This window comes from Planococcus sp. VCh962 (genome assembly GCF_057748275.1).
This window is the reverse complement of the sequence record NZ_JBYLHS010000008.1, coordinates 44,239-69,231: the sequence shown is the minus strand read 5'-3', so window position 1 is coordinate 69,231 and position 24,993 is coordinate 44,239. Positions and strand designations below refer to the sequence as shown.

General features: G+C 43.7%; 31 protein-coding genes, 1 riboswitch and 1 other annotated feature. Of the genes, 20 read left to right on the top strand and 11 right to left on the bottom strand.

Going from position 1 to position 24,993, the window contains the following annotated elements; all coding sequences use genetic code 11:
- Positions 1 to 51 precede the first annotated feature (51 nt).
- The 3 genes from AC3AQ9_RS17465 (at position 52) to AC3AQ9_RS17455 (ending at position 2,894) form a co-directional block, all read left to right on the top strand.
- A complete protein-coding gene (locus AC3AQ9_RS17465; RefSeq protein ID WP_488308760.1) occupies positions 52 to 816 on the top strand; it encodes a MerR family transcriptional regulator in 765 nt (254 codons plus the stop codon).
- 206 nt (positions 817 to 1,022) lie between these two features.
- Complete coding sequence (locus tag AC3AQ9_RS17460; RefSeq protein ID WP_488308759.1) at positions 1,023 to 1,865, top strand: endonuclease/exonuclease/phosphatase family protein; 843 nt, start codon at positions 1,023 to 1,025, stop codon at positions 1,863 to 1,865.
- A 180-nt stretch (positions 1,866 to 2,045) separates the two neighbouring features.
- On the top strand, positions 2,046 to 2,894 hold the full coding sequence (locus tag AC3AQ9_RS17455; protein WP_488308758.1) for an endonuclease/exonuclease/phosphatase family protein: 849 nt from the start codon (positions 2,046 to 2,048) through the stop codon (positions 2,892 to 2,894).
- Between the two features lie 169 nt (positions 2,895 to 3,063).
- On the opposite strand, the gene queF is transcribed toward AC3AQ9_RS17455, so the two are convergent.
- Entirely contained in the window at positions 3,064 to 3,558 is a 495-nt protein-coding gene (queF, locus tag AC3AQ9_RS17450) for a preQ(1) synthase (protein ID WP_488308757.1), read from the bottom strand.
- Positions 3,559 to 3,655: 97 nt separating this feature from the next.
- Positions 3,656 to 3,703: riboswitch (PreQ1 riboswitch) on the bottom strand.
- A 190-nt stretch (positions 3,704 to 3,893) separates the two neighbouring features.
- Between queF and cypC the strand changes: the two genes are divergently transcribed.
- The 5 genes from cypC (at position 3,894) to AC3AQ9_RS17425 (ending at position 7,530) form a co-directional block, all read left to right on the top strand.
- Positions 3,894 to 5,156, top strand: a complete 1,263-nt coding sequence (cypC, locus tag AC3AQ9_RS17445; RefSeq protein WP_488308756.1) for a CYP152 family fatty-acid peroxygenase CypC — start codon at positions 3,894 to 3,896, stop codon at positions 5,154 to 5,156.
- 146 nt (positions 5,157 to 5,302) lie between these two features.
- Positions 5,303 to 6,238 carry a phosphotransferase family protein gene (locus tag AC3AQ9_RS17440; RefSeq protein ID WP_488308755.1) on the top strand — a complete coding sequence of 312 codons (936 nt, stop codon included), beginning with the start codon at positions 5,303 to 5,305 and terminating at the stop codon, positions 6,236 to 6,238.
- A gap of 90 nt (positions 6,239 to 6,328) precedes the next feature.
- Positions 6,329 to 6,862, top strand: a complete 534-nt coding sequence (locus AC3AQ9_RS17435) for a TraR/DksA C4-type zinc finger protein (RefSeq protein ID WP_488308754.1) — start codon at positions 6,329 to 6,331, stop codon at positions 6,860 to 6,862.
- 69 nt (positions 6,863 to 6,931) lie between these two features.
- Positions 6,932 to 7,060, top strand: coding sequence for a hypothetical protein (locus AC3AQ9_RS17430; protein WP_488308753.1), 129 nt, complete (start codon positions 6,932 to 6,934; stop codon positions 7,058 to 7,060).
- 68 nt (positions 7,061 to 7,128) lie between these two features.
- Positions 7,129 to 7,530, top strand: a complete 402-nt coding sequence (locus AC3AQ9_RS17425) for a thiol-disulfide oxidoreductase DCC family protein (protein WP_488308752.1) — start codon at positions 7,129 to 7,131, stop codon at positions 7,528 to 7,530.
- Positions 7,531 to 7,590: 60 nt separating this feature from the next.
- Here AC3AQ9_RS17425 and AC3AQ9_RS17420 read toward each other — a convergent pair whose 3' ends face one another.
- Positions 7,591 to 8,802 carry a DUF3238 domain-containing protein gene (locus AC3AQ9_RS17420; RefSeq protein WP_488308751.1) on the bottom strand — a complete coding sequence of 404 codons (1,212 nt, stop codon included), beginning with the start codon at positions 8,800 to 8,802 and terminating at the stop codon, positions 7,591 to 7,593.
- A gap of 311 nt (positions 8,803 to 9,113) precedes the next feature.
- Here AC3AQ9_RS17420 and AC3AQ9_RS17415 point away from each other — a divergent pair, with 311 nt between their 5' ends.
- Positions 9,114 to 9,986, top strand: coding sequence for an STAS domain-containing protein (locus tag AC3AQ9_RS17415; RefSeq protein WP_488308750.1), 873 nt, complete (start codon positions 9,114 to 9,116; stop codon positions 9,984 to 9,986).
- 18 nt (positions 9,987 to 10,004) lie between these two features.
- Here AC3AQ9_RS17415 and AC3AQ9_RS17410 read toward each other — a convergent pair whose 3' ends face one another.
- On the bottom strand, positions 10,005 to 10,505 hold the full coding sequence (locus tag AC3AQ9_RS17410) for a metallophosphoesterase family protein (protein WP_488308749.1): 501 nt from the start codon (positions 10,503 to 10,505) through the stop codon (positions 10,005 to 10,007).
- 218 nt (positions 10,506 to 10,723) lie between these two features.
- On the opposite strand from AC3AQ9_RS17410, the gene AC3AQ9_RS17405 reads away from it, so the two are divergent.
- The gene (locus AC3AQ9_RS17405) at positions 10,724 to 11,254 is read left to right on the top strand and encodes a dihydrofolate reductase family protein (RefSeq protein WP_488308748.1); all 531 of its coding nucleotides are present in this window, start codon (positions 10,724 to 10,726) and stop codon (positions 11,252 to 11,254) included.
- 14 nt (positions 11,255 to 11,268) lie between these two features.
- On the top strand, positions 11,269 to 11,745 hold the full coding sequence (locus AC3AQ9_RS17400; RefSeq protein ID WP_488308747.1) for an SRPBCC family protein: 477 nt from the start codon (positions 11,269 to 11,271) through the stop codon (positions 11,743 to 11,745).
- 64 nt (positions 11,746 to 11,809) lie between these two features.
- Here the strand turns inward: AC3AQ9_RS17400 and AC3AQ9_RS17395 are convergent, their stop codons facing one another.
- A complete protein-coding gene (locus AC3AQ9_RS17395) occupies positions 11,810 to 12,181 on the bottom strand; it encodes a PaaI family thioesterase (protein WP_488308746.1) in 372 nt (123 codons plus the stop codon).
- A 267-nt stretch (positions 12,182 to 12,448) separates the two neighbouring features.
- On the opposite strand from AC3AQ9_RS17395, the gene AC3AQ9_RS17390 reads away from it, so the two are divergent.
- From AC3AQ9_RS17390 to AC3AQ9_RS17380, 3 genes are all read left to right on the top strand, one after another.
- The gene (locus AC3AQ9_RS17390; protein ID WP_488308745.1) at positions 12,449 to 13,072 is read left to right on the top strand and encodes a cell wall hydrolase; all 624 of its coding nucleotides are present in this window, start codon (positions 12,449 to 12,451) and stop codon (positions 13,070 to 13,072) included.
- A gap of 165 nt (positions 13,073 to 13,237) precedes the next feature.
- Positions 13,238 to 13,585 (top strand): ASCH domain-containing protein, encoded by a 348-nt coding sequence (locus AC3AQ9_RS17385; protein WP_488308744.1) that lies wholly within the window; start codon positions 13,238 to 13,240, stop codon positions 13,583 to 13,585.
- 3 nt (positions 13,586 to 13,588) lie between these two features.
- Positions 13,589 to 14,020 (top strand): hypothetical protein, encoded by a 432-nt coding sequence (locus AC3AQ9_RS17380; RefSeq protein ID WP_488308743.1) that lies wholly within the window; start codon positions 13,589 to 13,591, stop codon positions 14,018 to 14,020.
- A 574-nt stretch (positions 14,021 to 14,594) separates the two neighbouring features.
- Here the strand turns inward: AC3AQ9_RS17380 and AC3AQ9_RS17375 are convergent.
- Genes AC3AQ9_RS17375 through AC3AQ9_RS17365 form a run of 3 tightly spaced genes read right to left on the bottom strand, consistent with a single transcriptional unit; the run spans position 14,595 to position 17,568 of the window.
- Positions 14,595 to 15,404: a carbohydrate ABC transporter permease gene (locus AC3AQ9_RS17375; RefSeq protein WP_488308742.1), complete on the bottom strand. Its 810-nt coding sequence runs from the start codon at positions 15,402 to 15,404 to the stop codon at positions 14,595 to 14,597.
- A gap of 18 nt (positions 15,405 to 15,422) precedes the next feature.
- Positions 15,423 to 16,298, bottom strand: coding sequence for a carbohydrate ABC transporter permease (locus tag AC3AQ9_RS17370; RefSeq protein ID WP_488308741.1), 876 nt, complete (start codon positions 16,296 to 16,298; stop codon positions 15,423 to 15,425).
- Between the two features lie 4 nt (positions 16,299 to 16,302).
- Positions 16,303 to 17,568 carry an ABC transporter substrate-binding protein gene (locus AC3AQ9_RS17365; protein WP_488308740.1) on the bottom strand — a complete coding sequence of 422 codons (1,266 nt, stop codon included), beginning with the start codon at positions 17,566 to 17,568 and terminating at the stop codon, positions 16,303 to 16,305.
- 222 nt (positions 17,569 to 17,790) lie between these two features.
- Positions 17,791 to 18,003: a binding site (T-box leader), on the top strand.
- A gap of 102 nt (positions 18,004 to 18,105) precedes the next feature.
- Here AC3AQ9_RS17365 and trpE point away from each other — a divergent pair.
- Positions 18,106 to 19,446: an anthranilate synthase component I gene (trpE, locus tag AC3AQ9_RS17360; protein WP_488308739.1), complete on the top strand. Its 1,341-nt coding sequence runs from the start codon at positions 18,106 to 18,108 to the stop codon at positions 19,444 to 19,446.
- Positions 19,443 to 20,033: an anthranilate synthase component II gene (locus AC3AQ9_RS17355; RefSeq protein ID WP_488308738.1), complete on the top strand. Its 591-nt coding sequence runs from the start codon at positions 19,443 to 19,445 to the stop codon at positions 20,031 to 20,033. The genes trpE and AC3AQ9_RS17355 overlap by 4 nt, the downstream gene beginning before the upstream one ends.
- A 48-nt stretch (positions 20,034 to 20,081) precedes the next feature.
- Here the strand turns inward: AC3AQ9_RS17355 and AC3AQ9_RS17350 are convergent, their stop codons facing one another.
- Entirely contained in the window at positions 20,082 to 20,936 is an 855-nt protein-coding gene (locus tag AC3AQ9_RS17350) for a dimethylarginine dimethylaminohydrolase family protein (protein WP_488308737.1), read from the bottom strand.
- A gap of 144 nt (positions 20,937 to 21,080) precedes the next feature.
- Here AC3AQ9_RS17350 and AC3AQ9_RS17345 point away from each other — a divergent pair, with 144 nt between their 5' ends.
- Together AC3AQ9_RS17345 and AC3AQ9_RS17340 are read left to right on the top strand one after the other, a co-directional pair.
- Positions 21,081 to 21,227 carry a hypothetical protein gene (locus AC3AQ9_RS17345; RefSeq protein ID WP_488308736.1) on the top strand — a complete coding sequence of 49 codons (147 nt, stop codon included), beginning with the start codon at positions 21,081 to 21,083 and terminating at the stop codon, positions 21,225 to 21,227.
- Between the two features lie 35 nt (positions 21,228 to 21,262).
- Positions 21,263 to 21,502, top strand: a complete 240-nt coding sequence (locus tag AC3AQ9_RS17340) for a GNAT family N-acetyltransferase (RefSeq protein WP_488308735.1) — start codon at positions 21,263 to 21,265, stop codon at positions 21,500 to 21,502.
- A gap of 38 nt (positions 21,503 to 21,540) precedes the next feature.
- Here AC3AQ9_RS17340 and AC3AQ9_RS17335 read toward each other — a convergent pair whose 3' ends face one another.
- Positions 21,541 to 21,924, bottom strand: coding sequence for a nucleotide excision repair endonuclease (locus tag AC3AQ9_RS17335; protein ID WP_488308734.1), 384 nt, complete (start codon positions 21,922 to 21,924; stop codon positions 21,541 to 21,543).
- A gap of 92 nt (positions 21,925 to 22,016) precedes the next feature.
- Complete coding sequence (locus tag AC3AQ9_RS17330; RefSeq protein ID WP_488308733.1) at positions 22,017 to 22,664, bottom strand: SDR family oxidoreductase; 648 nt, start codon at positions 22,662 to 22,664, stop codon at positions 22,017 to 22,019.
- A gap of 136 nt (positions 22,665 to 22,800) precedes the next feature.
- Here AC3AQ9_RS17330 and AC3AQ9_RS17325 point away from each other — a divergent pair, with 136 nt between their 5' ends.
- A complete protein-coding gene (locus AC3AQ9_RS17325; protein ID WP_488308732.1) occupies positions 22,801 to 23,079 on the top strand; it encodes a DUF6509 family protein in 279 nt (92 codons plus the stop codon).
- 39 nt (positions 23,080 to 23,118) lie between these two features.
- Here AC3AQ9_RS17325 and AC3AQ9_RS17320 read toward each other — a convergent pair whose 3' ends face one another.
- The gene (locus tag AC3AQ9_RS17320; protein ID WP_488308731.1) at positions 23,119 to 23,844 is read right to left on the bottom strand and encodes a SurA N-terminal domain-containing protein; all 726 of its coding nucleotides are present in this window, start codon (positions 23,842 to 23,844) and stop codon (positions 23,119 to 23,121) included.
- A gap of 146 nt (positions 23,845 to 23,990) precedes the next feature.
- Here AC3AQ9_RS17320 and AC3AQ9_RS17315 point away from each other — a divergent pair, with 146 nt between their 5' ends.
- Complete coding sequence (locus AC3AQ9_RS17315) at positions 23,991 to 24,896, top strand: DMT family transporter (protein ID WP_488308730.1); 906 nt, start codon at positions 23,991 to 23,993, stop codon at positions 24,894 to 24,896.
- Positions 24,897 to 24,993 lie beyond the last annotated feature (97 nt).

Here is a 24,993-nt window from a genome sequence, read left to right as displayed (position 1 = left end):
GACCTTGACGTTGCGTCAAGGTGTAGAGTGGAAGTATCAGGAGGTGAGCGCATGGAATACACCGTTCAGAAACTGGGGAGCTTGGCAGGAGTCAGCACGAGGACATTGCGGTATTACGATGAAATAGGAATTCTCAAGCCGGCGAGAAAAAATTCAGCTGGATACCGTATTTACGGCCGGAACGAAGTGGATAAGCTGCAGCAAATCCTCTTTTACCGGGAACTTGGGCTCGATTTGGAAAGCATCAAAAAAATTGTCAATGATACGGCATTTGACGGACCGCAGGCTTTGAAAAAACACCGGCAGCAGCTCCTGGAAAAGCGCCAACAGCTGGACCTCTTGATCAATAATGTGGAAAAAACCATTTCCGCAGCAGAAGGGAAGAGTCACATGGCTGACAAGGAAAAGTTCCAAGGTTTTAAGCAGAAATTAGTTGATGACAACGAAAAGCAATACGGCGAAGAAGTCCGTGCAAAATACGGAGATGATGTGGTCGACCGTTCCAATGCAAAAATGCTGAATATGAGCGAAGCGCAATACGAAGAATTTATGCGTTTGGAAATGGAATTGATGGAGTCGCTTGCTGAGGCTTGCGAAAATGGGGACCCTGCAAGTGGAATGGCTCAAAGAACAGCGGATTTGCATAAGCAGTGGTTGTCCTTCACGTGGCCTTCCTACAGCAAAGAAGCACATGCGGGACTGGCCCGAATGTATGTGGATGATGAGCGCTTTGCCGCTTATTACAACAAAGTGCATCCGGGCGCCGCTGAATTTTTGCGGGATGCGATTTTAATTTACACGCAAGACCATTCATAAGCGATTGTATGAAAGACGGGTTTGGCCATTTGGCTAAACCCGTCTTTTTGATGTGGAAAATGTTTGTCACCGGCATGTTCAATTCCTTTACAAACACTTAACAGAAATTTACATATTAACAATAAAATTTTGCTGTTTGCTTTGTTATAATCAAGGTGACCAAGATAGTGGACGGTAAATTGCTTCATTCAAAAGGAGAGGGTTGCATGCTTGAGGAAAGAAAGGAACCAGTTGTTTCTGTTAAAGTCATGTCATTTAACATCGCTCACGGTTTAGGAATGAATGGGATAGTGGACTTGGAAAAAACCGCTGGCATCATTGAAGACTCATGTGCCAATATTATTGCGTTACAAGAAGTGGACTGCTATTTTTCTTCCCGCAGTGCTTTTGTTGACCAGGCACAGTGGTTAAGTGAACGGTTGGGAATGCAAGTGGTGTTTGGAGCGAATTTGGATTTAGATCCGATTGAAGCGGGTGAACCAAGGCGCCATTACGGTAACGCAATTTTAAGCAAGTACCCGATCAAGTATACAGAAAATCATCGATTGACCCAAGTTCTCACAGATTTCGGAAAGAATGAGCAGCGCGGTGTTTTAGAAGCAGTGATAGAAGTGAAAGGAAATCTGATTACGGTATACAACACCCATCTTTCTTTAAAAGAGGAAGAATTGAAAATCAGTATTGGCGAATTGATCGGCATCACTGAAAAGCGCCAGTTTCCCCGAATTGTAATGGGAGATTTTAATGCACCTCCTGAAGATGGACAAATCAGAAGGCTAAACCGGCATTTTGCAGATACCTTCTTGAAAATGAAAAGAGGAGACGCTTATACGTATCCTTCGCCTTACCGAAACGAGGAAACAGGTGAAAACTTCAAGCCGGTTACCCGCATTGACTACATTTTTGCAGATCCTGAGTTGGAGCCGGTGCAGGTAGCGGTGATGGAGACCGATACTTCAGATCACCTGCCCATTGTGGCCGATTTTGTTGTATCCACAGCTAAAAAACACACTCAAGAAGCAGCACAAACAGAACTTCAGAAAGTCTAAGAGGGTATCTTGTCTTCTATAGAAAAACAAAAGCTGCTTGATATTTTTAGCTTTTGAATATCTTGAACTTTTTTTGAAATGAGCACATAAATAACAGCATTTTTTGTATTATTTTGCTACAATCAATGCATCCATTATCCCTTGCCAAGGACTCGTTTCATCTTAAAAGGAGATGTTTTTATGGAGAGAGAAAAACTCCCCCCCACCGTGCCCATAAAAGTGATGTCATTCAACATTGCCCACGGATTAGGCATGAACAATGTCGTCGATTTGGAAAAGACAGCAAGTGTCATCGAGCAATCAGGAGCGGAAATTGTCGGATTGCAGGAACTTGATCGGCATTTTACTGAACGTAGTGATTTTATCGACCAAGTAGACTGGCTTAGCAGCCGGCTTGGCATGTACGGAGCTTTTGGCGCCAATTTAGACTTGGAACCAAATGAACCCGAAAGGCCACGGCGCCAGTACGGCAATGCGGTGTTAAGCAAACATCCGATTAAATACGTTGAAAACCATTTGCTGACAAAAGTAATCTCGCCAATCGCCAATAGTGAACAACGGGGAATGCTGGAAGTTGTGCTCGAAGTAAAAGGGACTTACCTCAGTTTCTTTAATACGCATTTATCGTTAAAAGAGGAAGAGCTCAAGGTAAGTATTGATGAAATTTTGGAGATTACAGAAAAAAGCCGATTTCCAAAAATCATCACAGGGGATTTCAATGCAGCACCGGATCACCTGCAAATCAAAAGACTGGAAAATCATTACGATGATGTCTTCTTAAAATTAAATAAAAACAACTCTTATACGTACCCGGCTCCTTACGCACATGATGCTGATGGAGTAAAGTTAAAGCCGGTGACGCGCATCGATTATATATTTACAGATCAAAACCTGGAGCCTGAAAAGGCAACGGTCATCGAAACCGCTGTATCGGATCATTTGCCGATTGCAGCAGATCTAGTTCTGTCGAGAACAGCCAATGTGATGAAGTCTTCAGCACAAGCGAAAAATTTGAAGTTGTTTAAGTGAAATTTTATTAAGTAATTGAACTTTTACGGAGAATATTTTTCTTCAACTAATAAAAACTGTAGCCAGACTCGCTTTTGCGGAGTCTGGCTACAGTTTTTTTGTTTCTTTATTCAAATAACTCTACAGGAAGCGTTCCATAACCTAACTATGCTTAACTGAAAATGTTTCTTTACCGATTGGTGATGGTTTCCGGGTACATATCATGGTTCATCATCCGGTACGAAGCTATTTCTTCGTATTTTGTGCCAGGTTTTCCATAGTTCGTGTAAGGGTCAATCGACAAGCCGCCGCGAGGGGTGAATTTGCCCCATACTTCAATGTATCGAGGTTCAAGCAATTTGATCAAATCGTTCATGATGATATTGACCACATCTTCGTGGAAATCACCATGGTTGCGGAAACTGAACAAGTATAATTTCAAAGATTTACTTTCCACCAATTTTTTGTCCGGGATAAAGCTAAGGTAAATCGTTGCGAAATCAGGCTGTCCAGTCTGCGGGCAAAGTGACGTAAATTCCGGGCAGTTGAACTTTACGAAATAATCACGCGTGTGTAAGTTATCGATTGCTTCTAAAATATCCGGGTCATACTCAAAGTTATACTTCGTGTTTTGATTGCCGAGCAGCGACAAATGGTCTAATGTATCTTCGTTTCTTCCTGCCATAGGTAAAGGCCTCCTTCAAGTGTGTGGCTTGAGAGAGGCCGTATAAAAAACAGGAAAAGAAAAAGCCAAATCGCATGTGGATTTGGCTGAATTTCGTCAATCCATAGTTTTTTATAGAGGGTAAAATGCTATGAACCTCTCCCGTCACCGGGTTATTTATTTTTTACTAACCTCACTTATAGTAAAAGACTTTCCGTTCACTGTCAATTCTCTTTTTTTCCCAAAAGATCGAAGAAGATGCACCCTCACTTTAAGGGATATCCTTTGTTTGCGCGGTATATCGGTCGGGTAAGTTAACTAGAAAAGTTCCGCAATTAAAGGAGGAGTTGCAACTCATGGCAGAGACAAAACCAGTCCCCCGCGATAAAGGTGTGGACAACACATTAGCATTGATGACGGAAGGCTATCTGTTCATTCCAAACCGTGCAAGGGAACTGAATTCGGACATTTTCCAAACACGGCTGCTCGGTCAGAAAACGGTTTGCATGGTCGGGGAAGACGCGGCTCGTGTGTTTTATGATGAAAGTAAGTTTCGGCGGAGAGGAGCGGTTCCAAAAAGAGTACAAAAAAGCTTACTAGGAGAAAAAGCCATCCAGACAATGGATGATGAAGCACATAAGCATCGCAAGGAGCTTTTTATGTCGCTTATGACCCCTAGGCGGTTGCAGCTCTTAAACCTGTATGTGACAGAAGAATGGCGTTCTGCTGTAGAGAGATGGAGTGCAATGGAGGAAATCGTGTTTTTTAAAGAAGTGGAAGAATTGATGATGCGCGTTGCCTGCCGCTGGGCAGGAGTGCCTCTTCGGGAATCTGAAGTGGAAATGCGGGCACGTGACATGGGTGCTTTGATTGATTCATTCGGAGGTGCAGGGCCGAGGCACTGGAAAGGCAGAAAAGCGCGGGACCGGTCGGAAGAGTGGGTTGAAAAAATGGTGAAAGCGGTGCGTAAAGGAAAATTGAGAGCACCGGACGGAACTGCGCTTCGGGCCATGTCCTGGTATAAGCAGCCTAATGGAAAAAAGATGACAAGCCGCATGGCAGCTATAGAAATAATCAATATTCTGCGCCCGATTGTGGCCATCGGCCGTTATATCACTTTTGGGGCAGTAGCTTTGCATGAGCATTCGGAGACACGTGAAAAATTGGCTGTCAATAGAGGGGATTATAGCCAATGGTTTGTGCAGGAAGTACGGCGCTATTATCCATTCGGCCCTTTTACAGGAGCAAGAGTACGCCAGGACTTCGTCTGGCAGAATCATCGGTTTAAAAAAGGGACGCTTGTATTTTTAGATATTTACGGCACAAATCATCATCCTGAGCTATGGGAAAATCCAGAAGAATTTCGTCCGGAACGATTCCAGGACTGGAAAGAGAGCCCGTTCAGCTTTATTCCGCAGGGCGGCGGAGAATATAATTTGGGGCATCGATGTGCAGGTGAATGGGTGACAATCGAAGCGATGAAAACGAGCCTTGAATTTCTTGTAAGAAAAATGGAGTATGATGTACCGGATCAAGATGTAAGCTATAGTATGGCCAGAATACCTACTATTCCCAAAAGCCGTTTTGTTATTAGAAATGTACGTTTAAAGGGATATTAAGCCGGATATAAGCAGGCCTGCCTGAAGTTGGTTTATCCAAAAGGCAGGTCTTTTATGGATAAGAGAAACTTCAATCAACGGGGTTCTCCAATTCCTGCTGATTGTTAAAACGGGGAAATTACTGCCAAACGAAAAGAGGAATTGGAATGCTTGTTAATAATGCTGGTGGATTGTCAGCTGAAGCAATGGATTGGGTAAAAGAAATGTTGGGAGGAGAAGCGGTGCTTGTGCAGATTCAGCCTCTTGCTGGCGGGACATCTTCTCACTTATACGAAATGCGCTGTTTGAATGGCGAAGTGGAAACAGCTTATGTGCTGCGTCTTTTTTCAAAAGAAGATTGGCTTGCTTTAGAGCCGGATTTGGCAAAACACGAAGCAGCCAGTTTACAGGCTGCCCAAGAAACGGGTGTGACTGTACCTCAAATACTGAGTTTTGATGCTACAGGTGAAAAATGCGGAATGCCCGCCGTTTTGATGACAAAGATCGAAGGCGAAGTTGTGCTGAAGCCGTTAAAAGAAGCGGAATGGCTTGAAGGAGTGGCAAAAACACTGGCTCAAATCCATTCTTATAAAGCTAATGGGTTTCCGTGGGAATATTTTTCCTACAATGACGCTTTGTCTATGGAAAAGCCGGTATGGTCCAAAAATCAAAACGACTGGATGCGGGCATTTTATATCGTTGCAGGTGTGCGTCCGCCAGCAGACTACTGTTTTCTTCATCGGGACTACCACCCCGCGAATGTGCTGTGGAATGGCCAACGGATCAGTGGAGTAGTGGACTGGGTCAATGCCTGCAGAGGACCGGCCGGAGTAGACGTCGGGCATTGCCGTGTAAACTTAGCGCAGCTTTACGGTACATCGACTGCTGATCAATTTCTTGACGCTTATATTCGGCATACTTCTGGAACTTTTACATACTATCCTTATTGGGATTTGCTGGCTTTGGTCGATGCGCTGGACGGCCCTCCAGCAGTGTATCCAGGCTGGGCAGTTTTTGGAATGACCGGTTTAACGGATGAATTGATAAGGCATCGATTAGATGATTATCTGCTCAGCGTGCTTGATCGTTTTGATGAATATTGATGCTGCACACGGCGCACTTCACTTCATCAGGTTTGATTTCTCTGAAAAAGGAAATATACAGAACAAGCAAGTTTTTAAGGAGGAACCCGGATGACTGAGGAACAATTGAAGCAATTGAAAGACCAATTGATTGAACAGAAAAGTTCTCTTGAAGGACGGATAGAGCATACGGAAGAGTTCGATACAAGCGAACTTTCTAATTACGATAACCACCCTGCCGACAATGCGACGGACTTATTTGATCAGGAGCGTGGTCTTGCGCTAAACCAATTTAAAGAGAGTGAGTTGGATGACACGAATGCAGCTCTTGAGGCAATAGAGAATGGGACTTACGGCAAATGTACAGTGTGCGGCAAAGACATCCCATTTGAGCGTTTAGAAGTTTTGCCGACCGCATTAACTTGTATTGACCATGCTCAGCAAGACATTGATATGACATCCCGCCCTCCGGAAGAAGATGTGCTGAGAGGATTTGCGGGCCAGCCGGTGGAAAAAGAAGACAGCAGGCTTCGGGATTATACGGATACGTTTCAGGATGTCGAAGATTTCGGTTCTTCAGACAGCCCGCAGGATCAGCCCGGAAATGATGAAGATATGGAAGACTTCTATGAAGAAAAAGATTGATTCACACCCCTATGCCATTCTGGCATGGGGGTTTCTTTCGATAAAATACGATTGACCTCGAATCTTCGGATGCCTAAAGTAAAAGAAGTGGCTAATGAAGATGAAGGGAAGCAAGATTTAGAGAAAGAAATTTCAAAGTTTGAATTACACATTCTGGAGCCAGAAGCTGTTTTTCATCAAGGAACTCTTTCGACCTGAAGGTGTTTGAGCTGGGGGAAAAGAGGATATGGAATAACTAGTACTTTTTAGAGCAAAGGAGGATTCAGATGGAACATGCGGTTGTATTATTTGATGGTGATTGCAATTTCTGTGATAGCAGTGTCCAGTTCATCATAAACCATGATCCAGCGGGCTATTATCAATTTGCTTCCCTACAAAGTGATATTGGACGGGAGCTTAGACAAAAGCATCAAGTCGCGGAAGATGTGGACAGTCTCGTACTGATACAAGACGGCAAAGCCTATGTTAAATCCGAAGGGGCATTGATGATTTCCCGGCATTTAACTGGATTATGGAAGCTGGCGTTTTACCTAAAGTCATTTCCACGTTCTTTGCGCGATGGCGCTTACGATGTGGTCGCAAAAAATCGTTATAAGGTATTTGGGAAACTCAACAGTTGTATGCTGCCGCCTCCACATATCCGTAAAAGATTTCTTGATAAACAATAAAGGCTCTGATGCGCCGAGGCGTATCAGGCCTTTTTGTTTGCTGCTGTGCTTCCGCTTTTCCTATTCAAAATTGGAAATTCGCCAGTATTGGCTGGCAATCGAGCGGGACATCCATGCCAATCCTTTACTTTCGGCTTCGTGAATTTGAAACCATTCATCCATTTTATCGTTTTTCAAGTAAACTTCATGATTGGGGGCTTGGTCGTGCAGCCCTACAATATCGTAGTGGCCATCCCGATAAAATGTCGCAGATACGTCATAGTCAATATTGGGAGAAGTTGTTAAGGGATTGCCGACACTATGTTTCAGGATAACCTTAACGTTTCGTTCGTCTTCTTTCACTTTTTCCAGCTGAATGCCTTCAGAAGAAGCCACATCTGCTTTCCGGAATTTTTTCCGCCAATCGTAGGCGACGCTCATGCCCACATCCTTTTTCAATTCTAAAGTAGAATCCTCTTTCCCCAGTTGAAGCGAAAAGTTTACTTGTGTGCGGTAATGGGAGGAATCTGGGGTAAATGTTCGGTTGTCTCCAGCAAAATAACGGTTGGGCGACAGCAGATTCGGATTGGCTAAAAACTTATCAGGCAAGAAAGTGGTATAGCGAAAATCCCAAATTCTATTAAATTCCGATACGTTCACTTGGGGGGAATCAGCTAATAATCGTTCCAAAGGCGCAATCTTTTTGGTGATCCAAAATTCTTCCATGGCAGCTTCTTCTTGTGAGGACTTAATATTAAAAAAACCAAAAAGATGAGCAGCTACCGACTTCTCTTCACTAAAACCAGTTTCTGATTTTTCCAACGGACGCTTCGCCCGAATCCAATATGAATATTCACGATCCATTTCTACATCGCGGTCAGTAAATTGGGTTTTTGAGATGGTATCCACCGGTTCGCCGTCCCGATAAATTTCATATTCATCAATCCCATCGATGGCTCCCCATGCCAATATAATTTTCGAATCCGAGACAATTGTGGTAACGGCAATTTGCTGAAGATAGTTGATGCTGTCTTGTGTATGGTCTTCTGTGCTAGTTTGCATTTTAATCCGCTCTTTTACCTTGCCTTCCTCATCAAGGCGCTCAATTGTATAGGTATACAATTCACCAATTTGCAGGTTTTCATCTTTCCAGCTGTTTTCAGTGCCGCTGTAGAGAGTATCTGCATCTCTTTTGACTACACAAGTATCACCTGTATTTGACCATTTGAAATAAATCATCGTATCCGTTTGCTGCAACAGATCAATTTCTAAACGCTTCTCCAACGCAGCCATTAAATCATCTCCTCACAAGGGTATGTTAAGCTATACCCGGTTCTTAAAAATCCTGAACCCTTCTCTTTAAGTCGGGACATAATTGTTACATAAATAAAATAATAGATTAAAAAAACAAATGTATAATAAAGGAAAGAAGCTGGTCGCTACCTCGATTGTCCAGACAAAATGGAAGTCCGCCAAACCGAATAAAACTGTTCCTTATCAAGGGCTGGTTTTTGCTAAGGATAGATTTGCAAAGCTGCACGACAACTAGTATGTTAAAGAAAGAATTAGAAGACGGATTTAAGAGAGAAGGGGAGGGCGTGGGAATGGCATTTGCGGAAACTGAAAAAACAGGCAGCTTTAAAAGTTTTGATGACGCAGCGGAGCAAATTTTAAAACTGCTCAGCCAACAGCTGGAAATCAATACTTTATTCATTGCTAAAAATGATGGACAGACCAATGAAATCATTAAAGCTTTGAATGCAGCTGAAGAACTAGTCACACAAGGCAGCTTATCTCCTCTTGAACAGACTTTTTGCAATTTGAGCATCGATTTTGGAAAAGAGCCGTTAGTTATCAAAGACATTTCCAATAACGTTCGCTCCAATAAATTAGAAATTGCATCTCGTTTTGGTAATGGTTCGTTTATCGGAATACCAATTTTGTATGAGAGCGGAGAAGTCTATGGCACCATTTGTGGCATTGACCAAGTGCCTTTTGATTTCACAGAAGAACATCAACAAGCATTTGCCACCATGTCGTCTTTATTGACATATGTTTTGGAACTGGCAAAAGCAAACGAACAAATTCAATCCCTCTCTTCTCCACTCGTTCCAGTGACTCAAAGAGTCGCTATTTTACCAGTCATTGGGGAAGTGACAGCCCGACGAGCCGAAACCATTATCAATCATGTTTTGCAAAAATGCGGAGAAAATGAATTGGATTATTTAATCATCGATGTTTCCGGCGTTTCTCAAATCAACTCTGCCGTAGGGGAGTACTTGTTAAAGCTTGTCAATATCTTAAAGATAATTGGCGTGACTCCGGTTGTTACCGGCATCCAGCCTTTCATGGCTTTGAAAGTGCCGCATTTTGCCACGGCTTTAAAAGGCATTCTGATTGAAGCGAATCTTGAAATGGCACTGAAGCAACTCGGATTTGTATTGATAAAAGAGTGTGATAAAAAATCGAGCCGATAAGAAAACCGGCTCGATTTCTTATTCTTCTTTATTAAAAAAAATGTGTTTGAGTTCCCATGTCCCATCAATTTCGAGCAACCCAAATGAGTATTGAGGCTGCATACGCTTGTCAGTAGGAGAACCTGGATTAAACAACGTAATGCCGTCCACTTCACGCATCATTGGAATATGGGAATGGCCAAAAACGATGATATCGACTTGTTCATCTGAAAAAGCTTCAAAAGCGCGCTGTTCGGTTGTGTTGCGGATACCGTCTCCATGGATGACTCCCACTTTCACATCACCAAAAGTGAATATCTTTTTCTTGCCGAACCGGTCTGCTATTTCCCATGGATCCACATTGCCCGTTACACCATCCGTTTTTGTATAAGCTGCCAATTCATGATATACATCCAGTGTCTGCCAGTCGCCGGCATGGATAATGAAATCTGCAGTTTGGCATTCGTCTACCAGACGACTCGGCAGCTTTTTTGCACGGGCAGGAATATGAGTATCCGAGACAATAACGATTTTTTGCATGTAAAGACCTCCCATTTTTTGAGTTTCCTCCACTTTAACAAAAAAATTTGGTCGCGTCTCATTCCTGGCAAAATTGAAGAGCTATTGAGAGGATTAGCAGAACGATAAAGTGGGGAAATAAAGAGAAACTTGAATCAGTAGGGACTCTTCCCCACTGAGCGTTAAAGCCGGATAAATGAAAGTGATTTTTCGACGCTACAAAAAAGAGGAGGGAAAAAATGGCTCAAGAACGGAAAGTCACGTGTTACATCGCTATCAGTCTAGACGGTTATATCGCTACAAAAGATGACTCTTTGGATTGGCTCTTCAAAGTGGAAATGGAAGGAGATGCCGGTTATGCAGACTTCATGGAAACGATTGATACTGTTGTCATGGGGCGCCGCACGTATGATTGGATAATGGAAATGGAAAAGGGAAAAGTTCCATATCCGGATAAAAAATGCTATGTATTTTCGAACTCGAAAAGCGGGCAGGCTGAGCATGTCATTTTCACCAACGAAGATGTAAAGTCTTTTGTAGAAAGAGAAAAGAGTCTGCCAGGGAAAGATATTTGGGTAGTCGGGGGAGGCAATCTTCTTCACAGTTTTTTAAAGGAAAAGCTAATTGATGAATTTCTTATTTCCATCGCTCCTACAGTAATCGGCCAAGGCATTCCACTTTTTCAAGAACTTGATTTTGAGATAGAATTTACGCTGAAAAGCGCCAAACAATCGGGACAGTTTACGCAAATGCATTTAGTCCGTAAGTGAAAGGGGAAATGAAGATGATTACCTTAAACCAGGAACCGGTTGTTAAGGCTGAAATGAACATTAGAAGGCCTGTTGAAGAAGTATTTGAGGCATTTGTCGATCCTGAGATCACCACCAAATTCTGGTTCACTAAAAGCAGCGGGAAGCTGGAATTTGGCAAGCATGTCAAATGGGAGTGGGAAATGTACGGTGCGTCTACAAACGTTTATGTGAAACAGTTGGAGGAAAACAAGAGCATCTTGATTGAATGGGAAGAACCTTATGGCTATTCTACCGTGCAATGGACGTTTACTCCCCGTGCCGACCAGGAAACGATCGTTTCGATCACAAATTCCGGCTTTAAAGGGGATGGAGATGACATGGTCGCACAAGCCGTCGACTCCATGGGAGGATTTACAATGGTGCTGTGCGGATTAAAGGCATTTTTAGAACATGGCATCACCTTAAATCTTATTGCAGATAAAGCGCCTGATGCCCATATTAAACAATAATTGCAATCAAATAGCAGGAGCCATGAGAGGGACCGTTAACGGGTCCTTTTTCTTTTAGCTCCGCTTAATGATTGAAGAGGATGGCTCTTGCTTTAGCGATTACATGATCTTCATCATCGTGAATAATACAATCAGCATGCGTAAGGTTACGTCCTTCTTTTATAGCAAAAGCCCGCGCAGTTAAAAATTTAGACTTGGCCCCTTTCAAAAAGGTGACATTCAATTCAACCATCACCACTTTTTGTACCCCGTTTTCATCAGGTGCCACCGTATTACAGAGCGCTATATCTGCCAACGCGGAAATAATGCCGCCATGAACCACCCCTACACTATTAACGTATAACGGCTTAATGGGTAAGGTCACTTTTACGCTGTTTTCGGCTATCCGTTCATACTTTATTTCTAAAAATTCATCAAAAGGCTGTCGGATAAACAAAGTATTTCCTCCTTTGAAACAGTGTCATGGTTGTTTTATTCGCTTCAATGAGGCTTGAACCCTTTTTCCTTAACATATCTAAGCATATTTTCTCATATTTTTTTCATTTCGAGTAGAATTTTATTCCATAAAATAGTTTCGCACGACTTTTGAACTTTTATTAATTGGAAATTGAGTAGGTCTGTTGGATTTTATTCGTTTTACTCCAACTCTATACTAATGAGAGGAATTGGTTTAACAATTCCGTTGATAGAAGGGAGAGAAAGCATGAAAAGCATCAAAACATTAGCATTCGGATTGTTTGTTGTACTATTCTTAAGTTTTTCTCAAACAGAGGCTGAAGCACATTCGCCCGATCTTCATGTAGGCTCTGCAGGACAAGGAGTCACAGAACTGCAATCATCATTGCAGAAACTCGGTTATTTACAGGTCAATCCAACAGGCTATTATGGTTCTTTGACAAAAAATGCAGTGAGCCAGTTCCAGCGTGATTTTAATGTCCCGTCTACAGGATATACGGGCTCATTGACGCGCAGCAAGCTCGATCAAGTTAAAATGATGGCACGTGTCGTGCATGGAGAAGCGAGAGGCGAAAGCTACAAAGGCCAAGTAGGGGTAGCAGCAGTCATTTTGAATCGAATGGATTCAAGCAAATTCCCTGACAGTGCATATAACGTCATTTTCCAGCGCAATGCGTTTACAGCAATCAATGATGGACAGTACTGGCTTACGCCTGATGCTGCCGCTTACCAGGCGGTCCGTGATGCTTACCAAGGATGGGATCCTACTGGAGGAGCCACATATTACTACAATCCAGCCGGCGTCAGCGACAAATGGATATATTCGCGCACGGTCATTACACAAATCGGTAAACATTATTTTGCGAAGTAAAGAAAAAGAGTCTTGGGAAAATTCCAAGACTCTTTTTTAGCTGTTGCAATGAGGACTAAGTGAAAATCAGCTACAGAACATGCCACCAATTTTTGAGAAGAAAAGGTATGCAGTTTCTCGGCTTTGTTTATAATGAAGAGGGACTCACAGAAAGGCGGAATGAAAATGGTTGAATTACACAATAATGAATTGCCACCAAAAACATGCAGCATTGAGAGATTAATAACAAATAAAAAGGATGTAGCGAAAGTGCTGGCCGGACAAAAAACGGCAACTCGCCGAAATGGGCGTTATGCAGATGCCGGTGAAATAATGGTGCTGGAAGGAAATGAATTTAAAGTGGAGCGTGTCTATATGCAAACGCTTGGCGAGCTGACCGATGAAGCAGCCCGTCAAGAAGGGTATGACAGTGTTGAAGAGTATAAACAATCGATTCTAAAATTCCATCCCGGAATGCCCTGGCTGCCGCATATGACTGTTTGGGTTCATGAATTTACTCCGATATTGAGGTAAGCCATGTATACGTTGATTTTATTTCTTCATATCATGAGTGCCATTTTGTCCATTGGCCCATTTTTTGTCTTGGTGCCGTTGGTTAAACAGATGAAGAGCGCTCAGGATACAGTGCTGCAATCGCAAATCACCACTTTTCGTTCAGCTATCCGCCTCGTTAAACATGCGGGGCATGTGCTGGTGGCGACCGGAGCGTTGTTGATATGGCAAAGCCACTGGCAATGGACAACGCCGTGGATACTAGCGACATTGGCCATCATGTTCAGCTCGATCTTTTTTCTGGCCCGCGCATTCAAACCAGTGCTGCTGAAATTTGATGGGCCTCATGCAGACCGTACTGCTCTGATCAATAAATTAAACCGGTCCATTTGGCTGTATATCGGCTTGCTGGTAGCTATGCTGTGGCTCATGGTAGCTAAACCTGGGCTGTGGTAAGGAAAATGAAAAAGCTGATGTCTTAGGACATCAGCTTTTTCCAGCTTGTTGAGAAAGTAAAAACTTGTATTAGCCCTCATCCCTTAACCGATATTCCGCCAACCAGCTGCGCTTGCCGCGGGCGAGCGCCAAGCCTCCTCAGCCGCTTCGCGTCTTGCGGGGTCTCGGCTGTCTCGCTTTCCCGCAGGCGTCTCCGCTGTTTGGCTCCATATCTAGTGAGCAGAACCAAACAATAGAAAGCTTTCTCAAACATTCATTGTTTGAGAGAACAACCTAAGATAACTAAAAGAAACTGAATGAAGCGGAAGGCGGCGAAGGGCAAAGATGTGCTCCTGTTTCTGCATCGCTACGCTAGCTTCGAAACATGAAAGGGCGTTGCAGCGCCAGGCGCTTCGTCGCAAAGGCATCACCCAACTATGGTTGGCTGATGCCTTTCCTGCGGGAGCAGCGATGCAGGAGCACAAGGGTTTCGCCAGCGAGCGAGGAGGCTCAGGCCGCCCCCCGCGGAAAGCGTCCGTCCTGGAGCGAAATGAAAAAAGAGAATAAAAGTTTCTCGTCAGCTTTTTCTATACTATTAACCTTTCACAGCACCAGCTGTCATGCCGGCAACGAAGAAGCGCTGCAGGAAGACGTATGCGACGACCATAGGAGCAGAAGCGATAATGACGCCTGTGAAGAGCATTGGATAGTTGGTGGAATATTGTCCTTGGAACTCAAGCAAAGCGAGTGGCAAGGTCTTATATGCATTATCTGTGATGAACAGCAACGGATAGAGCAAATCGTTCCAATGCATGACGAACAGGAAAATAGCGGTTGCTGAGAGGGAAGGCAACGATAAAGGAATGGCTACTCTCGTGAACATCTGCCAGTTTCCGGCGCCATCAATGGTTGAAGCTTCAAACAATTCTTTCGGCAATGTTTTCATAAAGCCGGTCAAAATGAATACGGCAATTGGCAATGTAGTGGATACATTGACGAGAATCAGCCCGACCAAGCTATTCGTAAGCCCCAAATCCAGCATCAATGAATAAAGCGGCACCATGATCACTTGTGCCGGCACCATCATGCCAAGCGTGAACAATGTGAACAGGATGTTTCCAAGCCAGCTGCTGAGGCGCGTGATGCCAAAAGCTATCATGGAAGCGAACAGCAAAGTGAACGTTACGGAAAACAAGGTAACGATTACACTGTTCATGAAATAACCGGCCATCGTCTGCTCCTGGAAAATAGCTACGTAATTATTGATGTTCAGGCCATCTGCAGGAAGTCCAAGCGGATTAGCAAAAGTTTCCTGCAAGGTCTTCATCGATGTCAGTACGACGACCAGCAAAGGAATCAAGATAAGCAAAGCATAAACGATTAGAGAAAACCTTCGGAAAAGCACACTGTTTTCCTCCTTTCATTAATAGGAAACTCGATCCGATCGCAATGCTTTGAATTGCAGGAACGTGATAAATGCGATAATAACCATAAAAATTACGGAAATAGCACTTGCATAACCAAATTGATAACTTCTAAAAGCGATGTCATAAATATAAGTGGCGATGATTTCTGTCGAGTTATTCGGTCCGCCACCTGTCATAGCAAACACCAAATCGAACGCTTTAAAGGATTGAATGGTTGTATAAGCGACAACAATTGTTGCGGAAGGAGCCAGCAATGGCCACGTTACAGAGCGGAACGTCTGCCACTTCGAAGCTCCTTCGATCTTAGCCACCTCATACATTTCCTGCGGGATGGCCTGGAGGCCAGCAACAAATACGATAAGCATTTGGCCCGCGTGGAACCAGACTTGTGTAATAGCTAAAGAGTAAATGGCGATATTGGCATTCCCCAGCCAGTTTTGCGCGATAAATCCAAGGCCGACCGCTTCCAGGAGTTGATTCAGGATTCCTAAAGACGGGTCGTAAACGAACGCCCAGATAAATGCCACAGAGACAGATGATAGGATGGTAGGGAAAAAATACAAAGCCCGCAGAAAAATTGTGGTCTTTGTATTCTTTAACAAAATCATCGCAAAAGCAAGCGCTACCAAGGTTTGAAAAATAACTACCACCAGCATGAACTTTAAGTTGTTGCCGATTGTTTTCCTGAAAATCGAATCGGCGGTAAAAGCCCGCTCAAAATTGTCGAAACCGATGAATGCAAAAGCATCACTAAATCCATCCCAATCAGTAAATGAATAAAACAACGCGCTGATTGTTGGATAGAGAAAGAAAATGCTGTACAGGAGAAACCCCGGTACAAAAAATAGAAAAATAGTTTTTGAGTTTTTCATAACATCATTCCCTGTTTTCGTCTACGATTTTCTGAGCAGCTTCCGCAGCTACCATCGGATCTTCCCCGCCTAGAACATTTTCAATCGAGCTGAGTACAGCATCTTCAACTTGTGCATTGGTAATCAAATAGCGCGGCTGGAATCGGGTTTTTCTTTCATCAATCCAGTAAGCAGTATTTTTCAAAGCTTCGGATTCGTAGTTAACATCTGAAACAGTCAAATGCTGGCCAGTTTCATTTGCATATTTAGAAGCAACTTCCGGCTGACTCAAGTATTCAATGAATTTTTTTGCCTGATCTTTTTTCTCGGAATTGCTGTTCACGGCAAGCATGAATGTAGCCGTGTTGATGCCTTCATATACAGCTTCGCTTTCTTCGACTGTAATCGGTGCAAGCAAGTCCAATTGAAGATCCGGGTTCAAGCCCAATAAGGAAGCCATGTGGTATGAACCGGTCGCAAGCATCGCCGCTTCACCATTCGCTACCATAGCCATTGCAGCATCCTGGTTAGTGCCAAGTGCGTTTTCCTGGATATAACCTTTTTGCTCAAGCAATTGGAAATCCTCCAGTGTTTTTACCCACCATTCGTTCGTCAGCTTTTCTTCACCGCTTAATAGTTTGGCGAAAATTTCTTCATCAGGTGCATTGTTCATCACCATGCTGTTCATGAATTGGTTAGGCCCGATATCTGCACCTGGAAAAGCGATAGGCGTGATGCCGTTTTCCAGTAGCGTGTCACACATTTCCTGGAATTCAGTCCAGCTCTTCGGCACTTCAAGCCCAAGTTCTTCAAACATGCCTTTGTTGTAAATTGGCATATTGAAAACAAGCTGATAAGGAAGGGCGTATTGTTTGCCATCTACTTGTCCGACACTGATTAAGTTCTCGTCAAAATTAGAAACGAATTTTTCACCGCTTAAATCTTCAAAAATTCCAGCTTCCTGAAGTGACTGGAATTGTGCACCGGGGAATGAAGCAAAAACATCGCCCGTTGAACCTTCCTGCAACATGCGTTGAGCAGTGCCCAGGTATTGATCGGAAGGATAGATATTCATTTCTACAGAAATATCAGGGTTCTCTTTTTCAAATTCTGTAATGATTTCATCAAAGACGGCTTTATCTTCACCGCGCCAATGCATAAAACTGATTTGTGTCTGCTCGCCGCTTTCTCCGCCGCTTTCGTTGCTGCTGTTGCTTTCTCCTGCACAACCTGCAAGAATTAATAACAATGCTAAAATTCCTGTTATCATCAAAATATACTTTTTTGCCATCTCTGTATCCTCCCTTTTTATAATGATAAAAACTGCTTATTATTAGTTATACCGTAAAAGTACTAATAAACACAAATAATACTGAATTGTCGAATTTCGACCATTTTTTTTATTGACAAAAGAAGAAAAGTCCAATAAGATAGGTTCAACCTTTTTGTACGGAAAATGGCAGAAGGTGCCGGGAGCGGCATCGCCGGAGTACAGTAGAGCTGAGCATAGCAGAGCAAATCGACGAATAAGAAGAGTAGTGCATGGAGTTCCTCTCAAAGAGAGCCAGTGGCAGGTGGAAACTGGCGGGGACTGTGCATGAATGGGCTTATGAGAGATTCCTTGAACTTGGAGTAGAGGAGTCCGTTTCCCTCGCGTTACTGGGGGCTAAGGGAAAGCTGTTTCAGCTTTAACAAGAGGTGGTACCGCGGTTATTCCGTCCTCTGTAAGGAATGTTTCTGTTCCTTGCAGAGGACTTTTTTGTTGTCTGGAGTTACTGGAGGCTACACAGCCGCTTCCGCTTTTCTAAATCAGAGGAGATGAGCAGAGATGAAAATGAGAAAGATGGATGGAGATTCTTTGACGCCGATTATGGTATTCAACCGGTTGCAAGGCGAACGGAAATGTTTATTGGAAAGTTCCTTGAAGACGAGTGTTACCGGCCGCTATTCTTTTATTGCGGCAGATCCAACGAAGACGTTTATTGGAGATGGAGACATATTAAGAGAAGTGGATTTCCGGACCGGACAGGAAACGGAGCATACAGGCAAACCGCTCGAGCTGTTAAAATCGCTTTTGCCTGTTCATGATGCAAAAGTGGAAGAATTGCCGTTTACTGGAGGAGCGCTCGGATACATAGGATACGATGCCATCCAGGCTTATGAACCGGTTAAAGCAGCTGTAGAGAATAGTCTTCAGATGCCCGATATCCATCTTCACCTGTATGAGACAATTGTGGTTTTTGACCATGTCAAGAATGATATTACGATCATTTCATTTGAAGATAAACTGGCGGAAGTGGAAGAGCAGCTGAGCTTGCCAGAGATTGCGGCTGAACAGGGAAAACAGCAGCCGCTCCTGTTTTCTTCCAAAACTGATGCCGCGAAGTTCCGGGCTCAAGTAGAGCAGGCCAAGGAACATATCCGAAACGGCGATGTTTTCCAATTGGTGTTGTCGCAGCGTTTGTCCGCTTGCTATCAAGGAGATGCGTTCCAATTGTACCGGAAACTGCGTAAACAGAATCCATCACCTTATCAGTTCTTCATCGATTTCGGTGACTACGCTGTAGTTGGCGCGTCACCGGAGAGTTTATTGACGATTCGGGATGGCCATATGGTGACAAATCCGATAGCGGGTACTCGAAAAAGAGGGCGTACAGAAGAAGAAGATGCGTTTCTTGCGGATGAATTGGCAAACGATGAAAAAGAGCGTGCAGAACATCAGATGCTGGTCGATCTCAGCCGCAACGACGTGGGCCGCGTAGCAGCAATCGGTTCTGTAAAAATTCCGAAGTACATGGCTATCGAGAAATACCAGCACGTCATGCACCTCGTATCGGAAGTGACGGGAGAGTTGAATAGCGCCATGCACCCGCTTGATGCACTGGTGTCATGTCTGCCGGCTGGAACTGTATCAGGCGCACCTAAAGTGCGGGCGATGCAGCTGATCCAGCAATTTGAAGAAGAGCGGCGTGGAGTCTACGGAGGGGCAATCGGCTATTTCGGCTTTAACGGAAATTTGGATGTGGCTCTCGCCATCCGGACGTTTGTGGTCAAGGACCAGCATGTCCATGTGCAAGCGGGCGCAGGAATTGTCTATGATTCAGATCCCCAGGCAGAATTCGAAGAAACATTGCATAAAGCACGTTCACTTACGGAGGTGTTCGGATGATTCTTTTGATCGATCATTATGATTCTTTTACTTATAATATTTATCAGGCCGCAGCAGAAATGGGCAAAGACGTGGAAGTTGTCCGTTATGGTGTATTGACACTTGAAGAAATTATCGCGAAAAAGCCGGAGGCCATTATTTTGTCTCCGGGACCTGGCCATCCGGAAGCTTTGCCGGATTCAATCCGGTTGATTCAACAAGTTTACCAAACCATTCCGATTCTTGGAATTTGCTTAGGCCATCAATTGATTGGCGCAGCTTTTGGAGGAAATATCATCCAAGCGCCAGCAATCCGGCACGGCAAAGTTTCCGCCATAATGCATAACCAGCAAGGAATCTTTGCTGGAATGCCAAAGCCATTGCCGGTTATGCGCTATCATTCGCTTGTAATTGATGCGGAGGCTGTTCCCGAATGCCTGAATGTAGATGCAGTCGCTTTGGATGATAATGCCATTATGGCTGTCCGGCACCAAAGTTTTCCGGTATATGGCATGCAATTCCATCCCGAATCAATTGGTACGCCTGAAGGTTCGCAGTTATTGGAACGTTTCTTTATAGAGATTGAGCAAAAAACTGCTGTTAAATAAGTGGGGAAAAAAAGAAGACGGTCTGGATTATCCAGACCGTCTTCTTTTCTATTTTCTCACGAGAGGCATCGTGCAGCAGCGGAAAGCTCCACCGGATTTGATAATCTCAGAAAAATCCACTTCAATTACATGGAATCCCCGTTTTTTGAGCATGTGGTTGACTTTTTTGTTCTGTGGCTGGCTGAAGACCCGCCGGTTTCCAATCGATAGCACATTGGTGCCAAGTGCAAATTGTTCCTCAGCACTCACTTTCATCAGCGTATAGCGTTTAGCTAACATTTTTATGGTTTCTGCATCTAATGCTTCCGGGAAAATCAATGCTTCCGTCGGGGAAAGAATATTGAATACACAATCAAGATGCAAATACTTTTCGTTAAATGTAATGGGCACCACATTAAAGCGCGGCAATTTTTCCTGCAGTTCTTGAATAGCGGTTTTAGACGTGCGGCTGCTGATGCCGACATAAAGAGTGTCCTGGTCGATGATGACGTCTCCGCCTTCTACCCGGTTAGAGCCGAGGGGTTCGAAGCGAATATGCTGGCTTTCCAGCCATTTTTCCAACTCAGCTTCTTCACCTTGGCGGATAGATGAAGCCATTCCGCCGATAAAGACCGTATCACCTACTGTAAAACCGATGTCACGCGTGAAAACCTGTTCCGGAAAATGTTCAGCCGGTTCAAGCATTTCTACAGAAACGCCGTTTTCTTGTAAAGCTCCTATAAATTGTGCATGTTGGTGCATAGCTTTTTCAGTATCGATATTTTCTTTTTGATAACGTTTTTGTACATCGTTGATCACTTCTTTGATTTCCATGTAATGCGGTGGGCATAACAAAACCGATTGAAGTGTATCGTACTCGCTTCTGCACCAGGCAAACGGTGCTTCTTTTGCATAAGATGTCATATTTTCTCCTCCAAAAAACCTCGTAGTTATATACCTATTCCCTTTCGGCAAGCAGAATAAAACATGGGAATAAAGTGCAATCAGAAGAGAAACAACTGAAAACCAAAGAAAGATGCAGTCCATTAAAGGTGTTAGGGGGATTTTATGAAAATTGCCAAACAAGAAATTCAAGAAGGCCGCGATTTTATCCGGAACAAGGTAGTGGGGCATAATGAAGCAAGTTTACCTGAGGAAAAGAAATCACTGGAAGAGCAAATCAGCTTTATTGCCCACGATAATGAAGAGGGATAATTGGAGGTATTGCCGGCACCGCCTACTGGGGGCATGTGCATATCGATTTTCTCTGGGTGGATCCTGAAGCCCTAGGGAAGCGGATTGCTGAACAGCTGATGCAGCAATTGGAGCAGTATTCACGAAGCCAGGCATATCGCCTTTTGGTAGTTGAGACATTCAGCTTCCAGGCACCCGGGTTTTACAAGAAGCAAGGATTTCAGGGATTCGGCGTTTTGGAAGATCATCCAAAAGGGCATTGCAAATATTATTTCAAGAAACACTTGATGGATTAAAGAAACAAAAAAAGGGCGCCTAAAGGCGTCCTTTTAAGTTAGTCCTGATCTTTATAAAATACTTTGTCGACATTGTATTTTGCTTTTTGGGTGTTAATCAAATACGTTTCATAAATATCGCGTTCCATCGGATCTTCTACAATCGAAACCGCAATTCGATAAACTTCCTCACGGTGGTTTTTCAATGGTGACACATTATCTTCAAAATGCTTTTTCACACGCTGGCGAAGTTTGCGGGCTTTACCGACAAACAGCAATTCGCCGCTATGGTTAAAGAATTGAATGATTCCGCCTTTATCGCGCGGAATTTCATGCAAGTCGATAAATCCGTATAATGGCTTAATGATCGCCTCGTCGCCTGTAATTTCCTGTTTGCGCTGAGTAATGGTGATATCAGCTTTAGGTGGTTGAATATTAATCATACTTATCACGTCCTCTATTATCGTATTGCTTATCTTACCATAAAAAAGAGCGAAAATCTATTCGCTCTTTTTGCGGGCAATCTGAGCAGGTTTTATAGAGAAGCCAATCCATCGTCAAAGGTCGCTTGTCCTTGCAGAACTTCAAAAGTTTTCTGATAGGTATTTGGCTGATCTAATACTTTTACTAAAAGCGCCGCTACGTCGGCTCTGGGAATCGACCGGTCTTTCATTGAAGTAAAGCCTTCGGCAGAAATTTCGATTTTGCCGGATTTGCCTTCATTCGATAAAGCGCCGGGCCGCACTATTGTATAATCCAGGTTCGTCGTTTTCAAAAGGTCATCTGCTACTCTTTTCGCAACCAGGTAAGGCTTCATTTTATTGCCTCCTTGATCGGGGTCTGCAGTACCCATGGAACTCAGCTGAACAAAGCGTTTTACCCCTTTTTCTTCGGCGTATCTCATGGCTTTTACAGAACCCCATAAATCGATGGTCAAGGTCTTATCAGCTCCTGTAGATCCTCCAGATCCGGCCGCAAAAATAACCGCATCTATGCCTTCAAAAGCTCCACTGAAATCTTGTTCCAAATCACCTAATACCACGTTTGTGGCACCGAGCTCTTTTAAATGATTCACTTGTTCTTCTTTTCGCACCATGGCGACTGGCTCATGCTGAGACTTTGCTAATTCCTGGACGACCCGCCGTCCAACTTGCCCGTTTGCACCGATAACTAATACGTTCATGTCATGTCCACTCCTTTAAAGATTTCCATTTACTTAATATTCCCTTTAGTTTCCAGACTAAACGCCACAGCAATTCCAAGCAGATGCTATCAAAAATCTCTGGGAAAGGCTAAAATGGAGAAACGGAGGTGTAACGATGGAAATTACAAGTTTTAGCTTTCACCAAATAAAAGATCCGACGGGCATTATGGTCGGGGACCGCTATGAATTTTTGCTGGATGTGGAAGTGGATGAAGAGGACGAACTATTCACAGAAGGCGGGTTGGAGTTGCGTGTTATTTTGGCAGTAGATGACAATGGGGCGAGAATCGCTCATTACAATTTTGCTGACAAATCAACTCGGCAAGTTCTGGAATTCGGTCTTGAAGACGATGAAGAAGCGGAAGTATCAGCTTTTTGCCACGACAAACTATAAGAAAATAAAAAATCCCAGCCAAGCGGCTGGGGTTTTTTGCTAGATTTTCACATCAATTTTAGCTGTTTCTTTTAGTTCTTCGATACGGTCATAAACTGCTTGCTGGGTATTTTGCTGTTCCAAAGACTGGCGGATCGTCGGCTCCATTTCTTCGAAAGCCGGAGCTTCTTCTCCTGCTGTTTCAGCAAAGCCGTCATACGCTTCCTGAACTTCTTCATCAGTCACTTCAGCCGGTTTCACTTCTTTCGCCACATAGTTTTCGTAAGTGACTTGTTCGCGAAGCTGGCTTTCCATATCTTCCATCGTATATCCGTTTTGTTTAAGGGCCTCGTTCATTGCTTCTTCACTTTCAAACTGGCCTTTTAATTCCTCAAGGCGTTCTTTGACTGCTGCATCCTCTGCTTCATAACCTTTTTTCGCAGCGTCCTGCAAAATCAACTTATTGCCGACGATAACAGTGATTGCCTGTTCTTTTACCAAGTCGGCATTTTCAGGTTCTGAAGTGTCTTTTCCTTGTGTAGCAAGAGAAGATTCAAGCTGACGGGCTACACTATTGTAAACATTGCCTAGAATGTCTTCATCGTTTACGACTACGACCACATCTTCTTCGGCCGGCAGTTTAAGTTTTGTCTGTTGTTCTGCAGTTGCTTGTTCAGTCGCTTCTGGTGTTTCTTCTTTTTTTGCCGCTTCTTCATTGTCTGAACATGCTCCGAGCACCAACGCGAATAGAAGGGGTACTGCTGCGTATTTCATTTTTTTAATCATGTATAAACTCCTCTTTGGTTAGTCTCGTTACAGTAAAACATATTTGCTGATGGGATACAAATAGTTATGTTTTCTCGTTCAAATAATAGCATAATTCTGTATAATGGAACGATATCTATAAAAGAAGCTACTGGGGGAGACAAAGAATGAGCAAATATTTCACCCGAGCGATGGGGTTATTGGCCCTTCTGGTCCTCATATGGGGAGCCAGCTGGTCCATTTATAAAGTGGCACTCGAGTTTACACCGCCAATCTTATTTGCAGGTGTCCGTTCCTTCTTTGGTGGGCTATTGCTTGCACTGGTGCTGCTTCCAACATGGCGGCGCATCCGTTGGCGAGAAAACTGGAAGGCTTACGCGATTTCCGCCTTGTTCAATGCCGTACTTTTCTACGGGCTTCAAACAGCGGGACTTGAATACTTGCCGGGTGGTTTGTTTTCAGTGCTGATCTATTTTCAACCGGTATTGATCGGCATATTTGCATGGATGTGGCTAGGTGAAAAAATGACCGCATTTAAAATTTCGGGGCTGCTCACGGGATTTCTTGGAATCCTAGTCATCAGTGCCGACAGCCTGACTGGAAGTATTTCAGTAACGGGTATCGTCATGGCGTTATCAGCCGCACTTAGCTGGGCCGTCGGCGTCATTTACGTGAAGAAAATAGGCAAACAAGTCGACTCCATGTGGATGGTGGCATTGCAATTCATCATCGGTGGGGCGGTGCTGATAGCAGGCGGAAGTGCGGTCGAAAATTGGTCAGATATTACCTGGAACGTTCCTTATTGGATCGGTTTGGGCTTTGGTGCCACTTTCGGAGTTCCAATCGCGTTCGTTATTTACTTTCATCTAATGAATAATGGGGAAGCCAGCAAAGTAGCGGCTTTTACCTTTCTCGTGCCACTGGTCGCGGTGTTGACGGGAACCATATTTTTGGATGAGCCTGTAACCATTACGCTGGTCATCGGGTTGGCCTTGATCATCCTCAGTATTTATCTGGTTAATCGACGTCCGCGTCTTGCCACAAATTTGATTCCTGAGGAAAAAAATACTTAATTCAGCGAAAGAAAAAAGCTGCAACAATTTAGGGTGCCGATTTTATGAGATGACTGGTATAGTTATATATGTATTTAAATAAAAATTCATGCAATTG

What these genes read in the sequence shown, in the direction of transcription:
- AC3AQ9_RS17380 (WP_488308743.1), top strand. Translation starts at nt 13,589, where the DNA reads ATGTATACGTTGATTTTATTTCTTCATATCATGAGTGCCATTTTGTCC.
- AC3AQ9_RS17325 (WP_488308732.1), top strand. Translation starts at nt 22,801, where the DNA reads ATGGAAATTACAAGTTTTAGCTTTCACCAAATAAAAGATCCGACGGGC.
- AC3AQ9_RS17410 (WP_488308749.1), bottom strand. Translation starts at nt 10,505, where the DNA reads ATGCAAAAAATCGTTATTGTCTCGGATACTCATATTCCTGCCCGTGCA.
- AC3AQ9_RS17345 (WP_488308736.1), top strand. Translation starts at nt 21,081, where the DNA reads ATGAAAATTGCCAAACAAGAAATTCAAGAAGGCCGCGATTTTATCCGG.
- AC3AQ9_RS17390 (WP_488308745.1), top strand. Translation starts at nt 12,449, where the DNA reads ATGAAAAGCATCAAAACATTAGCATTCGGATTGTTTGTTGTACTATTC.
- AC3AQ9_RS17435 (WP_488308754.1), top strand. Translation starts at nt 6,329, where the DNA reads ATGACTGAGGAACAATTGAAGCAATTGAAAGACCAATTGATTGAACAG.
- AC3AQ9_RS17405 (WP_488308748.1), top strand. Translation starts at nt 10,724, where the DNA reads ATGGCTCAAGAACGGAAAGTCACGTGTTACATCGCTATCAGTCTAGAC.
- AC3AQ9_RS17460 (WP_488308759.1), top strand. Translation starts at nt 1,023, where the DNA reads ATGCTTGAGGAAAGAAAGGAACCAGTTGTTTCTGTTAAAGTCATGTCA.
- AC3AQ9_RS17465 (WP_488308760.1), top strand. Translation starts at nt 52, where the DNA reads ATGGAATACACCGTTCAGAAACTGGGGAGCTTGGCAGGAGTCAGCACG.
- cypC (WP_488308756.1), top strand. Translation starts at nt 3,894, where the DNA reads ATGGCAGAGACAAAACCAGTCCCCCGCGATAAAGGTGTGGACAACACA.
- AC3AQ9_RS17440 (WP_488308755.1), top strand. Translation starts at nt 5,303, where the DNA reads ATGCTTGTTAATAATGCTGGTGGATTGTCAGCTGAAGCAATGGATTGG.
- trpE (WP_488308739.1), top strand. Translation starts at nt 18,106, where the DNA reads ATGAAAATGAGAAAGATGGATGGAGATTCTTTGACGCCGATTATGGTA.
- AC3AQ9_RS17335 (WP_488308734.1), bottom strand. Translation starts at nt 21,924, where the DNA reads ATGATTAATATTCAACCACCTAAAGCTGATATCACCATTACTCAGCGC.
- AC3AQ9_RS17330 (WP_488308733.1), bottom strand. Translation starts at nt 22,664, where the DNA reads ATGAACGTATTAGTTATCGGTGCAAACGGGCAAGTTGGACGGCGGGTC.
- AC3AQ9_RS17315 (WP_488308730.1), top strand. Translation starts at nt 23,991, where the DNA reads ATGAGCAAATATTTCACCCGAGCGATGGGGTTATTGGCCCTTCTGGTC.
- AC3AQ9_RS17430 (WP_488308753.1), top strand. Translation starts at nt 6,932, where the DNA reads ATGCCTAAAGTAAAAGAAGTGGCTAATGAAGATGAAGGGAAGCAAGAT.
- AC3AQ9_RS17365 (WP_488308740.1), bottom strand. Translation starts at nt 17,568, where the DNA reads ATGGCAAAAAAGTATATTTTGATGATAACAGGAATTTTAGCATTGTTA.
- AC3AQ9_RS17420 (WP_488308751.1), bottom strand. Translation starts at nt 8,802, where the DNA reads ATGGCTGCGTTGGAGAAGCGTTTAGAAATTGATCTGTTGCAGCAAACG.
- AC3AQ9_RS17455 (WP_488308758.1), top strand. Translation starts at nt 2,046, where the DNA reads ATGGAGAGAGAAAAACTCCCCCCCACCGTGCCCATAAAAGTGATGTCA.
- AC3AQ9_RS17415 (WP_488308750.1), top strand. Translation starts at nt 9,114, where the DNA reads ATGGCATTTGCGGAAACTGAAAAAACAGGCAGCTTTAAAAGTTTTGAT.
- AC3AQ9_RS17350 (WP_488308737.1), bottom strand. Translation starts at nt 20,936, where the DNA reads ATGACATCTTATGCAAAAGAAGCACCGTTTGCCTGGTGCAGAAGCGAG.
- AC3AQ9_RS17370 (WP_488308741.1), bottom strand. Translation starts at nt 16,298, where the DNA reads ATGAAAAACTCAAAAACTATTTTTCTATTTTTTGTACCGGGGTTTCTC.
- AC3AQ9_RS17425 (WP_488308752.1), top strand. Translation starts at nt 7,129, where the DNA reads ATGGAACATGCGGTTGTATTATTTGATGGTGATTGCAATTTCTGTGAT.
- AC3AQ9_RS17400 (WP_488308747.1), top strand. Translation starts at nt 11,269, where the DNA reads ATGATTACCTTAAACCAGGAACCGGTTGTTAAGGCTGAAATGAACATT.
- AC3AQ9_RS17320 (WP_488308731.1), bottom strand. Translation starts at nt 23,844, where the DNA reads ATGATTAAAAAAATGAAATACGCAGCAGTACCCCTTCTATTCGCGTTG.
- AC3AQ9_RS17355 (WP_488308738.1), top strand. Translation starts at nt 19,443, where the DNA reads ATGATTCTTTTGATCGATCATTATGATTCTTTTACTTATAATATTTAT.
- AC3AQ9_RS17385 (WP_488308744.1), top strand. Translation starts at nt 13,238, where the DNA reads ATGGTTGAATTACACAATAATGAATTGCCACCAAAAACATGCAGCATT.
- queF (WP_488308757.1), bottom strand. Translation starts at nt 3,558, where the DNA reads ATGGCAGGAAGAAACGAAGATACATTAGACCATTTGTCGCTGCTCGGC.